This window comes from Pseudobacter ginsenosidimutans (assembly GCF_007970185.1).
Classification (GTDB): domain Bacteria; phylum Bacteroidota; class Bacteroidia; order Chitinophagales; family Chitinophagaceae; genus Pseudobacter; species Pseudobacter ginsenosidimutans.
Genome location: NZ_CP042431.1, coordinates 5440055 through 5452953, shown reverse-complemented (window position 1 = coordinate 5452953; position 12899 = coordinate 5440055). Strand labels below are relative to the sequence as shown.

The 12899-nt window shown below is 47.4% G+C and carries 13 protein-coding genes; 3 read left to right on the top strand and 10 right to left on the bottom strand.

The window, feature by feature from the left end; all coding sequences use genetic code 11:
- The first annotated feature begins 64 nt into the window (after positions 1–64).
- On the top strand, positions 65–1516 hold the full coding sequence (locus FSB84_RS21380) for an AMP-binding protein (protein WP_130539913.1): 1452 nt from the start codon (positions 65–67) through the stop codon (positions 1514–1516).
- A 130-nt stretch (positions 1517–1646) separates the two neighbouring features.
- On the opposite strand, the gene FSB84_RS21375 is transcribed toward FSB84_RS21380, so the two are convergent.
- Positions 1647–2885, bottom strand: a complete 1239-nt coding sequence (locus FSB84_RS21375) for an exo-beta-N-acetylmuramidase NamZ family protein (RefSeq protein WP_130539912.1) — start codon at positions 2883–2885, stop codon at positions 1647–1649.
- Between the two features lie 158 nt (positions 2886–3043).
- Here FSB84_RS21375 and FSB84_RS21370 point away from each other — a divergent pair, with 158 nt between their 5' ends.
- Complete coding sequence (locus tag FSB84_RS21370) at positions 3044–5254, top strand: TonB-dependent receptor (protein WP_130539911.1); 2211 nt, start codon at positions 3044–3046, stop codon at positions 5252–5254.
- Positions 5255–5379: 125 nt separating this feature from the next.
- On the top strand, positions 5380–5835 hold the full coding sequence (locus FSB84_RS21365; RefSeq protein ID WP_130539910.1) for a DoxX family protein: 456 nt from the start codon (positions 5380–5382) through the stop codon (positions 5833–5835).
- Here the strand turns inward: FSB84_RS21365 and FSB84_RS21360 are convergent, their stop codons facing one another.
- The 9 genes from FSB84_RS21360 to FSB84_RS21320 form a co-directional block, all read right to left on the bottom strand.
- On the bottom strand, positions 5836–6156 hold the full coding sequence (locus FSB84_RS21360) for a hypothetical protein (RefSeq protein ID WP_130539909.1): 321 nt from the start codon (positions 6154–6156) through the stop codon (positions 5836–5838).
- A 131-nt stretch (positions 6157–6287) separates the two neighbouring features.
- On the bottom strand, positions 6288–6959 hold the full coding sequence (locus FSB84_RS21355) for a hypothetical protein (RefSeq protein WP_130539908.1): 672 nt from the start codon (positions 6957–6959) through the stop codon (positions 6288–6290).
- Between the two features lie 110 nt (positions 6960–7069).
- The gene (locus FSB84_RS21350; RefSeq protein WP_130539907.1) at positions 7070–7354 is read right to left on the bottom strand and encodes a winged helix-turn-helix domain-containing protein; all 285 of its coding nucleotides are present in this window, start codon (positions 7352–7354) and stop codon (positions 7070–7072) included.
- Positions 7355–7356: 2 nt separating this feature from the next.
- Complete coding sequence (locus FSB84_RS21345) at positions 7357–7929, bottom strand: hypothetical protein (protein WP_130539906.1); 573 nt, start codon at positions 7927–7929, stop codon at positions 7357–7359.
- A 95-nt stretch (positions 7930–8024) separates the two neighbouring features.
- Complete coding sequence (locus tag FSB84_RS21340; protein WP_130539905.1) at positions 8025–9170, bottom strand: S41 family peptidase; 1146 nt, start codon at positions 9168–9170, stop codon at positions 8025–8027.
- Positions 9167–9898, bottom strand: coding sequence for a porin family protein (locus FSB84_RS21335; RefSeq protein WP_130539904.1), 732 nt, complete (start codon positions 9896–9898; stop codon positions 9167–9169). The genes FSB84_RS21340 and FSB84_RS21335 overlap by 4 nt, the downstream gene beginning before the upstream one ends.
- 124 nt (positions 9899–10022) lie before the next feature.
- Positions 10023–10505 carry an NDR1/HIN1-like protein gene (locus FSB84_RS21330; protein WP_130539903.1) on the bottom strand — a complete coding sequence of 161 codons (483 nt, stop codon included), beginning with the start codon at positions 10503–10505 and terminating at the stop codon, positions 10023–10025.
- 33 nt (positions 10506–10538) lie between these two features.
- Positions 10539–11390, bottom strand: a complete 852-nt coding sequence (locus FSB84_RS21325; protein WP_130539902.1) for a putative zinc-binding metallopeptidase — start codon at positions 11388–11390, stop codon at positions 10539–10541.
- A 21-nt stretch (positions 11391–11411) separates the two neighbouring features.
- A complete protein-coding gene (locus FSB84_RS21320; protein ID WP_130539901.1) occupies positions 11412–12899 on the bottom strand; it encodes a RagB/SusD family nutrient uptake outer membrane protein in 1488 nt (495 codons plus the stop codon).

Sequence of the window (12899 nt, the reverse complement as noted above, 5' to 3'; positions counted from 1 at the left end):
ATTAAATTTATGATCACTGACCCATTTCTGACCGTGCCCCTTGCTTTTCAGCAATACCTTGTCTATGGATCAGATATTTTTATACAACAGATCGAAACGGTACAGCTACCATGATTTCGATACTGCCTGCGCGGCGCTCCGGAAAAAACTCCCTTCCGGCAGCAACAGGAAAGTAGTGGTCTTATCTTCCCATCCGGAACTTTACTACTTCGCATTCTATTTCTGCTTCACACATGATTTTATTTATTGTCCCATCAATATCGATGATACCATCCCGATGATCGAAAACAAGATCGAGATCATCAATCCCGGTGTGATCATCACCAACGAAAACTTCTTCCTCTCTCACTGGAGGGAAAAGGAACAGGTGTACGAACCGCTGCATCTCCCCTCCTTCGGCTCCTGTTTTCTCTGTTTCCAGGAAACCGAGATTGCGGACGGATTTTCAACTGTTGATCTCCGTTATATCCTCTTCACTTCCGGCACTACGGGCGCAGCAAAAGCAGTTCCCATCAGTAATGCCAATATCGCCGCGTTCACAGATAATATGCAGCAGTTATTCGAAGTGGAGGAAACAGCCGTGATAGCCAATACTTTCAAGTTCTCCTTCGATCTCAGTATCTGGGCCATGCTGATGGCCTGGACCAATGGAGCAGCCATATCGCATATAGATACGGACCACCTGCTTAACCATGAACAGTATGCGCATTGCACCATCTTCTGTATGCTGCCTTCCATGCTGCGCATCCTGCAAAAACAACAATTACTGTTTTCCATTTCTCCCAACCGAACAAAGCATTTCCTGTTTTGCGGAGAACCCCTTTACGATTCAGATGTGCAATTGTTGAGAGAATATTTTCCACGCGCAGGCATTTACAATTGTTACGGCCCCACGGAACTCAGCATCTATTGCTCAGCTTACAAAGTAGAGACTGAATTCCATACCTGGAACCGGGTGGTGAGCATCGGTCAGCTCAATATCGGCAGCAAAGCCTACCTGGGCAATGCGATGCTTTTGGAAGATGGTAACCTGGAAGGTGAGCTCTATGTGAGCGGAGAACAAACCTTCAACGGATATATCAATCTCCCTGAAGGCACAGGATTCTTTGAATACGATGGAGAACAATTTTACAAAACTGGCGACAAAGTGATCTACAACCAGGAAGAGGACCGCTACTATTATGCAGGCCGGGTAGACCGGGAAGTGAAGTACTACGGGCATCGCATCAACCTCAATAACCTGGAATACGTTTTCTCGGGAATCGGCCCCATCAGTGATGCAGCCGCTATCTTTTCGCGCAAATACATGACCATCGGCTTATTCTTCACCAGCACACCGGGATTCAAACTTGAAGAGAATATGCACCTCTTGCAGCATATTCCCAACTGGCTCAGGCCCACGCATTATTTTCCCACTCCGGAATTTCCGCTCAATGCCAATTTCAAAACAGATTATTCAGCGTTAGAAACATTTTACAACAGGTACCTGGAGAAAAAATATCCTTCGCAGCAATAACAATCATTCAGAGTGGTTCCCAATAAGTTCGCCTCCGGCGAACCAGCAGCCTGCAATACCTGACTGATCCGCGGAGGCGATTAAAGAATATTTATCACTCGCCGGGAGGCGGGCGATTGGCTGCATTCTGCTACGGATACAACAGGTATTTCAATCTCATCTTCTTGTAATTGCTCAAAGCAGGCTCCCAGCTCTTACGGATCTCTGCTTCACTGGCGCCGGAAATGATCTGTTGTTTGAATTCAGAGTAACCGCTCAGAAAATCGATATTTCCAATCTGACTGCTGAAGCTCCTGTCGAAGAATTTCTCTTTTTCCGGATAGGCTTTATACATCTCCATCATCCAGCGGATATTGATCTTACCGGCTTTTCTGAAACTGTCTGTCTTGAAATTGCCCAGGTCAAGTCCATAACAGGCCTGATCCTGATGCAGCGGTGTTTCAGATTTTCCGGGAATGCTCACGGGAGTGAAACTGAAATCATATTTGCCTTTGAGAGCAGGCGCGCCCAATACAGTGAAAGGAACATAAGTTCCGCGGCCCTGGCTCACGATGGTTCCTTCAAACATGCAGATGCTTGGATACAACAGCACGGATTGTTGTGAGTTAAGATTGGGCGAAGGGAACACAGGCAATGTGTAATCCATATTGTGTGCATAGTTCTTCACAGGGATGATCCTGATCTTACATTGCTTTTTCCCGGGCAACCAACCTTCACCATTGATCATTTTTGCAAACTCACCAATGGTCATTCCATGCGTAAATGGAATAGGGAACTGACCGATACCTGATTTATGTTCCATCTTCAGCACAGCGCCGTCAACATAACCATTGGGATTGGGACGGTCGAGGATCAGCAGTTCCTTGTTATTATCTGCACAGGCTTCCATGATATCTCGCAGGGAATTGATGGTAGTGTAGAAGCGGCAGCCCACATCCTGCAGGTCGAAGATCATGAGATCGATCTTTGCCATTTGTTCTTTGGATGGTTTGCGTTGCTTTCCGTAGAGTGATACCACCCGGATGCCTGTTGCAGGGTCCACTTCATCACCTACATGTGCACCATTACTGGCATTGCCCCTGAAACCGTGCTCGGGACCGAAAATGGTCTGGATCTTTACGCCCAGTGCGTGTAAACTATCCACCAGCGGTTTTTTGCCGATGATACTGGTCTGGTTCACGAGCATGCCTATGCGCTTTCCTTTGAGGTATGGCAGGTAGGCATTGAGCTGGTCCGCACCTGTAACTATTTGTTTGGCGGCGCTTTCATCGATCACTGGAAAGGGATTGCTTTCAACATTTCGCAGGGAGGCTGCGCCAATGCCTGTTATGGCACAAAAGGCCAGCACAATGGGAAACCGGTAGGTCATAGCAGATTTTTTTATGATCATTTGAACTGGCGGCAATTTAAGTGTTTCTGCCATCAATTGCGCCGTTTAAATAATCATTCCTGCAAGAAGCAGATCACATCGTTATATTTGGCCCGCAAAAAACCGCAAATTCTGATTGCCGGTCCAAAACCAATTGCATGAAACAGATATTATTCTTTTCGCTTATTCTATTTTCTGCTTCCTCTTTTGCGCAGGGAGTTCGCGGCTTTGTATTGAGCCATGATAAAAAACCGCTGACCAATGCAACAGTCTACAATCTTCAAACAGGGGCACATGAACACAGCAATGAAAATGGGTTCTTCCTGCTTCGCGGTGCACACAAAGGAGATTCACTCCGCATCACGCATGTTTCCTGTTCCCCCCTCACTATCCTTGCGGACCAGGACACATTGCGGATCATCCTGCAGCCATCAGCTTTCCAACTGGAGAACGTAACCATTACGGCCGCGGTCCGTCACCTCAATATCATTTCCGATGCAGATTTGCAAACCAATCCGGTGAACTCTTCACAGGAGCTGCTGCGCAAAGTACCGGGGCTTTTTATAGGTCAGCATGCAGGCGGCGGCAAAGCAGAACAGATCTTCCTGCGTGGCTTCGATATCGATCATGGTACTGATATCAATATCAGTGTGGACGGTATGCCCGTGAACATGGTGAGCCATGCACATGGACAGGGCTATGCAGATCTCCATTTCCTTATTCCTGAAACAATTGGAAAAATAGACTTCGATAAAGGCCCCTACTATGCCAACAAAGGCAATCTCGCCACCGCGGGTTATGTGGCTTTCGAAACAAAGGACAGGCTCGATCATAGCCTTGTACAACTGGAAGCCGGCAAATTCAACAGCTTCCGTACACTGGGTATGTTCAATATTGTGAACAATGAAAAGAATGCTGCCTGGTTTGCTGCCGACTATATCAAAACGGATGGTTTCTTCGATTCACCACAAAATTTCAACCGCCTCAATCTGATGGGCAAATACAGCGCCTGGCTGCCGGGCAACGATAAGCTCAGCATCGCTTTCTCCCATTTCAACAGTGAATGGAATGCCAGTGGACAGATCCCTGAACGAGCCGTGAAAGACGGCAGCATCGGACGTTTCGGCGCCATCGACGATACAGAAGGCGGTAATACTTCCAGAACCAATATCAACCTGCAATTCCTCAAACAGGTGGATGAAAACACTTTTGTAAAGAACACCGCATATTTCAGTCATTATGATTTCGAGCTCTACAGCAATTTCACTTTCTTCCTCAATGATCCCGTCAATGGCGATCAGATCAGGCAGAAAGAAAAAAGGAATATCATCGGCTTTCAATCCGAGCTCAACAGGAATTTTTACTGGAAGAAGACAGTGATCGATTTTCAGGCGGCAGTTGGATTGAGAAATGATGCCATTGATAATATCGAATTATCGCATACTGTGAACCGTAAGACCACCATCGAGCCGGTCATGCTCGGTGATATCAACGAGACCAACCTCTTCGGATATGCCAATGCTGAGATCAGGGCAGGCAAATGGGTGATCAATCCCGGTATTCGAATCGATCATCTCAAATTCGATTATACCGATCACCTGTCCGGCACTTACAAACAACAGTCCCAAAGCAAGGCAGCCTTCAGTCCTAAACTGAACTTCATCTTCAATCAAGACCATCGTTTACAATATTTCCTGAAACTCGGCAAAGGATTCCACAGCAATGATACCCGCGTAGTAGTGGCGCAGGAAGGGCACAAAATATTACCCGCTGCTTATGGCGCAGATCTGGGCATCCTTTGGAAACCATTGCCCCGCCTCATGCTCAATGCAGCCGCCTGGTACCTTTACCTGGAGCAGGAGTTCGTGTATGTGGGTGATGAAGGTGTAGTAGAGCCCAGTGGCAAAACACGCAGACAGGGCTTCGACTTTGGCGCAAGATACCAGTTGGGAAAATACCTTTTCCTGAACGGAGATCTAACGTATACCTATGCGCGCGCTACAGAAGAACCGAAGGGGGAAGACCGCATACCGCTTGCGCCACGTATCACCACAGCCGGAGGCATCAGTTTCAAACATCCGTCAGGATTTTCTGCGAGCCTGAAAACAAGGTACCTGGACGACAGACCAGCCAATGAAGACAATAGCATTATTGCCAAAGGATACTGGATCACAGATGCAAGCCTGAATTTCCAATGGGGACATTTTGGCTTCGGCATTATTACAGAGAATATTTTCAATAAGGAGTGGAACGAAACACAATTTGCCACAACCAGCAGATTGAAGAACGAACCCGGGCCTGTAACGGAAATTCACTTTACTCCCGGAACACCTTTCAATCTGAGAGCGATGATCAGTTACAGGTTTTAGGGAAACGCTTTTGCTCAGGAGTATGCCCGGTCGCTCACCGAAAAAATGCCGGCATTTACCGGTGAAAGCATGCTCCTCGCCATAGTACGACAGAGAAAAGCATTGCCAGCATTTATCTTTGTCCCATGAAACCATTATTCCTGCTCCTCTTTTCATTTCTTTTGGGAATATTGATCGCTTATGTGCTCAAAGGCGATCCGCATCTCAGTTTCAACGGCAACCTCAGTATGGCCCTGATGTTCTGCTTCACGGCCATCGGCCATTTCAAATTCCGTAAAGGGATGACGATGATGCTGCCTCCTGCCCTGCCTGCAAAAGGAGCAGCTGTATTCATCAGTGGCGTTGCAGAAATATTATTGGGGATAGCGCTGCTTTTTCCGGTCACCCGGTATATCGCGGCCATCCTTCTGATCATCATGCTGGTGCTGATGTTGCCTGCCAATATTTATGCAGCCCTTCATCATGTGGACTATGAAAAGGGAACATATGATGGCAAAGGCCCGTCCTATCTCTGGTTCAGGATCCCGATGCAACTCTTCCTGGTTGCCTGGCTCGTCTATTTTTCCATTCTCAGGTCTTGATCATCCTTCCACATTCACAGGAGCCATGATCACTTTGATACAGGCGATCTGTTTGTCCTGGTAGAAAATTGACACTTCCGAATACTGGTCCAGCCTGCCGATCTTTTCGTTGTATTGCACAGGTTGAAAATGTTCAGGAAGGATATCCGACGCTCCTATCAGATCCAGCAATAACACCGCAGGATTGATTCCCTGCGGCACATGTTTTTTCAGGTCAGGCATTACCGTTAGCAAGCCAGTATTGGCTTCGCCCGATACTACCAGTTCATTACCCGCCATACCATTGATGGCCTTCGCATCCCAGTTTTTGGCAATCGGCATAATTGATGATTTGCATGGTAAAATAAAGCAGACACCATTGGAGGGGAGCCCGCAATTTACAGCCGGGCTCCCTGGTTTCCTCTATGCGATTGCTCATTAACAAGTGTCATTCCAATACTGAGACATTGCGCCTACGCATGAACCGGCGTCGTTTTCGGTAAAGAAAAACCAACAGCGATCATCCAAATCATGGACCCGAATCTCACGGCAGGCAACAGGTACATCAGCGGAAAGAATACCAGGCTAAGTGTACTGAGCACGCCAAATGCAGCCAGCACCAGTCCCTGAATGGCGATCCATCGTGGAGTAAGCCGGAGCAGCAATGCAGGCACAGATACGCCCGCCATCAACAGGCCCATGCTCACGGCAAACGCAGGACCTCCATTCAGAAAACCGAACAATTGCAGGGCATGCATCAGCTCCTTGTTTACGGCTATACCAGGCTGTGAGAGCACCCAGGTACTGATGGATGATAATGCCACAAATACAGACGCGGCTATTCCGCCAAACAGGGCTATCGATACACCGGTGGCCCGCACACCCAGAAAGCTCAGCCTGCTGGTTACCGCTGCCGTGAACAAACCCAGCGGGAATGCCGTTCCAAATCCGAAAAATGCATTGGCCAGAAAGGCATCGGGATGCTGCAGGAAAATGGATTGCGATACATCTACAGGACCCAGTGGCATCGGATAACCACTCCCATTAGATAAACTGAAATAAGTGATCAGACTCAGTGCGAACAACGCTACATAAACGATGGCAGTGATGCCAGGGTTCGGCCCCTTGTGTTTGTCTACTAACATAATGATAGATTTTACTTTAAATATTTGGTTTCAATTATTCATCTAGTTTGTATTACAAACTAGATTTGGATAAAAAAAGGCCCTTGGCCTTTGGCTGGAGTTCCGGTGGATCAGAGATGCAGGTAACCTTTGATATCATTCACATACCTTTCAAATGCCTTTTTTCCCTTTGCAGTAAGGGAGCAGACCGTTTGCGGATAATTGCCTTTAAAGGTCTTTACCACTTCGATATACCCTGCTTCCTGCAGTTTCTTGATCTGATGGCTAAGGTTCCCCTGCGTGGTTCCGGTAACTTCCATCAGATGATTGAAATCAGCTTTTTTCATTTTCACCAGCACGGATACGATGGCGAGACGCACCTGTGTGCTGAGCACGGGATCCAGTTCATTGAACATGCTTATGCTTTTACCTTCTTCAATAAATAACCTGGCGCCAGATATCCCAGTATTACGGCAGCAGCTTGCAGCAGCGGCTTGTATGCATCCGGTATGAACACACTGCCAACAGCCAGTGCGAGGAAAAATACACCGCCCGCCACCAAAGGTCCGAAACGGATCAGCCGGCCAGTTACCAGTGTTCCGATCCCGCCCAGCACCATAGTATAGGTAAATGGAGGCACTTGCCTGATTATACTCACCAGTACCACCACCATAAAGGCAATTCCCAATACAGTCCAGAGCTGTTTTACATAATGGTCCGCATATCCTTCACTGTTATGCTTCTGTTGCCGGAAATGACGGATGGTGAGTAATACACCAACAGCCACCAGCAAAGGGAAAGGCAGGAAGTAAGCCCGGAAATCCGTGTACTCTTTCAAAAAAAAGAAGAAGAGACTGGCCGCTGCAATCAGCCATCCCCATAACAGGAAAACAAAACGCCAGGGACGGAAGGTATGCCTGCTATCAGCCATTACACCGGCAATCAGTTGCAGGCTTTCGGCGGGTGTGAGAACTGGTTCTGCTTGTTTCATATGTTTGAATTGACAATCAAATGTAAATATGGTTTACGATACAAACCAAATTGTTCACCGAAATTTTACCGATGGCGTCACATTGATGAACTGGCTTACTCGAAGAGCTGCATGGCTGCTTCCAGGATGGGGTCCCTCCCCTCCTGCATCGCTATCGGATCAAATGGAACAAAAAGATCGGGAACAATACCAACACTTTCAGAAAACCGGCCATTCAAGGTCCTGAATGCTGCAGAAGCTGTCTGCACTTTCATGAAGCTATTCAATTCAAAGGGCCCGGCATTGTAAAGGAATTCGTTGGAAGCATACGGCCCGTTGGCGCCCCAGGTTGGTTCGCCTATGAATTTCCCATTGGGCATTTCCTGTATTGCCATTGTAACACTTTCCGCCAGTGAGGCAGAGTAATTATCCGCCAGTGCAATGATGGGGATTGTGACTCCCTTACTGCCTTTCACAGGAGTGATGAAAGAACCGATCCAGGGCGTATACTCCAGTCTGCCCGGCCCTGTCTTATAACGGGTTGAGCCAAAGGCCAGCGGTGTAGCGGTCAACCTGCCAACCAGAAAGTTCAGGTCACTGATATCGCCTCCACCGTTCCCGCGCACATCGATGATCACTGCCTTGTAGGGCGAAGGCGTTTTGGCCAGCTCGTTGAAGAAAAGCTCCAGCACTGGTTTTACATTGTTGTTTTCACCGGATGTGTAAGCATCATAAAGGTAAAAATAGCTGCAACTGAAATACAGGATATTCTGTCTGATGGTACCGAATGTTACACTGGTTGAACTATTTACACCAACATTGTAATTGGGGTCCAGTTTGTAACGGACCACTTTCGAGTAGTTATAAGCGTTATGATACCAGGGAGATCGCTGTTTTCTGTCACGCGAAGGATAAACCACCGAGTCCTTCAATACAGGATGCGTGAACCTGATGTAATAATGCCCATCCATCAGGTTGGCGGTCATTTCCCGGAAATACTGCACAGATCTTTTCAGGTCGCTCACATTATTGAAATCCAGCCCTTCGAATAATGGCTTATACTTCCGGTGCATGGCATCCCAGTCTGTACTGTCTTCCTTCCAGAAAACATAGCGCTTGTTCATATTGTTCCAGAACTGATCGAATACTTCACTGAAATTCTCAGGCGCTTTTGCATTCACTGCACCAGTCTCTTTCCGGCAGGATGAGAATAAGATCACTACCAACAATGGAATAGTATATAGTGAGAGTCTGGCCATCATTTATTACGGTTGAACAGGTTCATCATACATCCCAGCATAGCAGCGGCCGTCTGGTGTACCGGCTTTTGCTGACCGGTCATGTATTCTTTTTCATAACTCATGAAAGACTGGCTGTACCTGAGTTCCAGGTAGAAATGGATCCGGCTGTTATACTGGTAGTTCAGTCCAATGCCGGCAACAGCTCCCCAATCCATCCGCTGATCTTTTTCTGCATCGAATTCATATTTATGATCGTATTCCCTGATGCGGAAATAGGAAGTGGAGCCTCCATCAGGATCAGGTTCGTTGATCAGATCATAGATATCCGGAACAGCTCCCTGCTGTCTGCCAGAGATCCATCTGCCTGCGTAGAAGCCGGCCTGTGCGAAGCCGGTAAATTTGTGTTCGCCGCCTGTTCTGTATTGCAGCATCAGCGGCAATTGCAGGTAGTTATTGTATCTTTTTTCCCAGGTGCCGGAATAATTATTGCCGCGTTCGAAGCTGATATTCTTTTGAAACAGTCCCGGCTCCGCACGCAGTCCCCAATGCTCAGTAAGATTGTACTGAACAGGAATGCCCAGGGCAAAACCACCTGCAGGAAGGTATTTGGAATAAGCCTGACCGGGATCTTTGCTGGGTTGATTGAGCGTGAAACCCGCAGAAACGCCTGCGGACCACTGCCCGGTAGAATGCCTGCAAAGCAGCAGCAATGCAGGCATCAGTATTATCAAAGTATATTTTCTTTTCATAACTGCCTTCTGTGAACCGGAAAGAGGGGGGATTGGCTACACAATATAAGCAGGAGAAACGTCATAGCAGGAAAAAGCCGGATGAATTTCCAATTTGTTCATCCGGCCTGTAAGCTTTGGGGTCTCATAATTTATAGGGAAGGATCAGGTTGATGGTATGCTTCTTTTCATAATGAATGGGCAATTCACGGTTGATACCAAACGCCGAGCCTTTCATTTTTCCATCTACAGTCACGTTTACCCCTTTGGTGAAATCCATATTCGTTTTGCCCATCTCCGCCGCATCGATGGTGAGTTGGATCGGCACCATGAAATCTGAATGGGCCGCCACTTTGAAACTGGTATCGATGATAGCGCGGCCCAGTTTGAAGCTGTCCAGCATCAGGTCAAGCTCCCCTCCCTTGAAAGTGAAACCGATCCCATTCTGATTATGACAATGTGATTCGATCCGGATATTCGCCTTTGCATCCTGGAAAGAAAGTATCTGAACAGTCATTTCATCCGGTTCCCTGATCTCCGGCGTATCGAACACGGTACAGGACGAGAAGGAAAGGACGCCCGAAAGCGCCATTCCAGCAATACTTGTTCTGCAAAATGAAAACTTCATGTACGGGTCTGCGTTATAGTGTTTGAAGATCGGTTACATATTTCCTATGGCCTGAAGATCGATATTGTAATTCTCCAGGTAATACTGCACTATAGCATCATATTTTTTCCTGAACATACCATTGGGATCCCTGGAAGGGGTAAACAGGGTGCTCGTGAGCGTGGCATAATCGGTGGTCGTGATCTTATAGATATAGTCGGCAATATCATCAAAATGGGTCATGCCGTTGTACAGGGTGAAAACGCCGGACCTTTCAGGATACCAGGCATGCACACTGGTGTAATCCGGCATCAGGGAAGTAAAAGCCGGAGGTAATTCTATCATACGGTTGAGAGTTGCGAGATGCCAGTATGCTTTGTGCAATTCGCCGCGCACAGTATCTTTTTCGGCTGCCGTCATGGAACTGATCCTGCCGGCCCTTCCGAAGGTAACATGATTGTAACCCTTGATGGCCCTGGGATAGGTAGTGCCAACCGGCAAACTTGTATAGGGAGGTACTACTCTCTTAAGGTCGGAGGCCAGCAATATCTTGAATGGAAGTGTTTTCTTCAGGAAATCTTCATTGTAGAGATCGAACCATTGTTCATGAAGGAAATCGAGTGATTCCTGCACCTGGCTGCCTTCTGCCGGCGTGAAACTGGCGTAGGCAGGATTGTCGCCATTGGGTGAATACAGGAAATCGAGTTTGCTGAATTTATACAGGATCACGGTTCTGTATTCCTCATAAAAATTTACGATCTCCTGATCATAGGGCTGATCGCCCTGGGGAAGTTTATACAGGCGATTGTCTTCAGTTGGAGTGAGGGCAGCTTCCTTCTTGCAGGAGCAAAAGGCAAGGAGCAGGCCGCAGGTTGCGATGCGGGTGATATTTTTCAATAATTGCATTGCTTCAAGAATTTGGAGTGATTAATAAAAAGGATTTCTTGGAGGCGCTGCCGGATTCTGCTCCAGACGCGGATTGAGACGGATAGCTTCAGTTGGGATCAACAGAGTATACGCAGGATCGCCTTTGGAGAGTTTGAACCTTTGCACTTCAGCGAAGAGTGCATAAATATGAATGATCTCGGGCATACCGTAACGGCGAAGATCGAACCAGCGCTGATTTTCCTCGAAGAATTCCCTTCTTCTTTCATCGCGGCAGAACTGGAGCAGTTCTGCAGCAGGCATCATGGTTACTGGTTGGAAGTTAGCAGGACTGAATCTTCTCTGACGTATGAAATTGAGATCGTCCAGTGCACGCTGTGCATCTGCCGGATTGTTTTTGGTAGCATACAATTGAGCATAAGCCTCTGCCCTGTTTAGATAGGCTTCGCTTGTTCTGAGTGATGTAGCGTTCTCAACAGCGTTTACCTTTATATCCCTTTTTTGCGTACCATATTTCAAGGGAGTGAACATCAGCATGAATTCGGGCAAAGGAGAAAAGTAGATAGTGGCGCGGAGATCATTTGCTTCGAATTTGCTGGCCAGGTCCTCAGACATACCCGCCACAAAATCTGCCCCCGTTCTCATTTCACTCGCCGTACCATAAAGGAAAAGGGTTTCCTGATTCTTTTGCGCATGTATCGGCCTGTACATCGATTCATCATAATAGTAATCGGCTGGCCAGTCGTTCAGATCGAGAACCAAAGGTTGTACAGCGATGGAAGCCGTTGCATGTTCGATCACTTTCTCCCATTCTTCTGTATAGAGATAGATGCGGGAGGCCAGGAGATGCGCAGCAGGATAATTGAATCGATGAAGATTGTCTTTTCTCTTATCGACGCTGAAATAAGTTACCGCCTGTTCGATGTCTTTCCTGATCTTTGTATACACTTCAGCTACAGTGCTGCGTGCTGGCAGTTCATTCCTTAGGTCCGCAGAGATCAGCAGGGGAACACCAGGTAACTTATCGGGTGTAGTGGTAGAATCATTGAATGGACGGCTATAGAGGTTGACCAGGTGCCAGTAGAGAAATGCCCTGAGTGCATATGCCTCTCCCATCAACTGGTCTTTTTCACTGGCAGTTCCTTTGGACTCAGGCGTTGCATCGATAGCAATATTGCAGCCGGTGATATGATTGTACAAAACTGTCCAGGAATCCTTGAAAGGATTTGTGAGGCCTGATGTCCTGGCAAGATCATCGAAATTGTATTGCCAGGTAAAGGCAGGATAGCCTGTTTTGGCTTCATAGTCGTGATCGATCTGATGGGCATAATACTGCATATCATCGCTCATCAGCGTAACACCCGGCATCAGAACGGTGCCGCCTCTCGGATAGGATGTTCCAAACAAAAGCTGGCTGTAATCTTCTGTTGACACAGGAGTCATCTCACTCTGTGTTCTTTCCTCCAGGAATTTTTTGCAGGAGGAGAAATGGATGCCGGCCAGGAACAAGAATATGATCGAAATTCTCAT

Excerpts from the sequence above, each read along its gene's own strand:
- FSB84_RS21320 (WP_130539901.1), bottom strand. The coding sequence starts at position 12,899 with ATGAGAATTTCGATCATATTCTTGTTCCTGGCCGGCATCCATTTCTCC.
- FSB84_RS21365 (WP_130539910.1), top strand. The coding sequence starts at position 5,380 with ATGAAACCATTATTCCTGCTCCTCTTTTCATTTCTTTTGGGAATATTG.
- FSB84_RS21370 (WP_130539911.1), top strand. The coding sequence starts at position 3,044 with ATGAAACAGATATTATTCTTTTCGCTTATTCTATTTTCTGCTTCCTCT.
- FSB84_RS21355 (WP_130539908.1), bottom strand. The coding sequence starts at position 6,959 with ATGTTAGTAGACAAACACAAGGGGCCGAACCCTGGCATCACTGCCATC.
- FSB84_RS21380 (WP_130539913.1), top strand. The coding sequence starts at position 65 with ATGGATCAGATATTTTTATACAACAGATCGAAACGGTACAGCTACCAT.
- FSB84_RS21335 (WP_130539904.1), bottom strand. The coding sequence starts at position 9,898 with ATGAAAAGAAAATATACTTTGATAATACTGATGCCTGCATTGCTGCTG.
- FSB84_RS21340 (WP_130539905.1), bottom strand. The coding sequence starts at position 9,170 with ATGATGGCCAGACTCTCACTATATACTATTCCATTGTTGGTAGTGATC.
- FSB84_RS21345 (WP_130539906.1), bottom strand. The coding sequence starts at position 7,929 with ATGAAACAAGCAGAACCAGTTCTCACACCCGCCGAAAGCCTGCAACTG.
- FSB84_RS21325 (WP_130539902.1), bottom strand. The coding sequence starts at position 11,390 with ATGCAATTATTGAAAAATATCACCCGCATCGCAACCTGCGGCCTGCTC.
- FSB84_RS21350 (WP_130539907.1), bottom strand. The coding sequence starts at position 7,354 with ATGTTCAATGAACTGGATCCCGTGCTCAGCACACAGGTGCGTCTCGCC.
- FSB84_RS21360 (WP_130539909.1), bottom strand. The coding sequence starts at position 6,156 with ATGCCGATTGCCAAAAACTGGGATGCGAAGGCCATCAATGGTATGGCG.
- FSB84_RS21375 (WP_130539912.1), bottom strand. The coding sequence starts at position 2,885 with ATGACCTACCGGTTTCCCATTGTGCTGGCCTTTTGTGCCATAACAGGC.
- FSB84_RS21330 (WP_130539903.1), bottom strand. The coding sequence starts at position 10,505 with ATGAAGTTTTCATTTTGCAGAACAAGTATTGCTGGAATGGCGCTTTCG.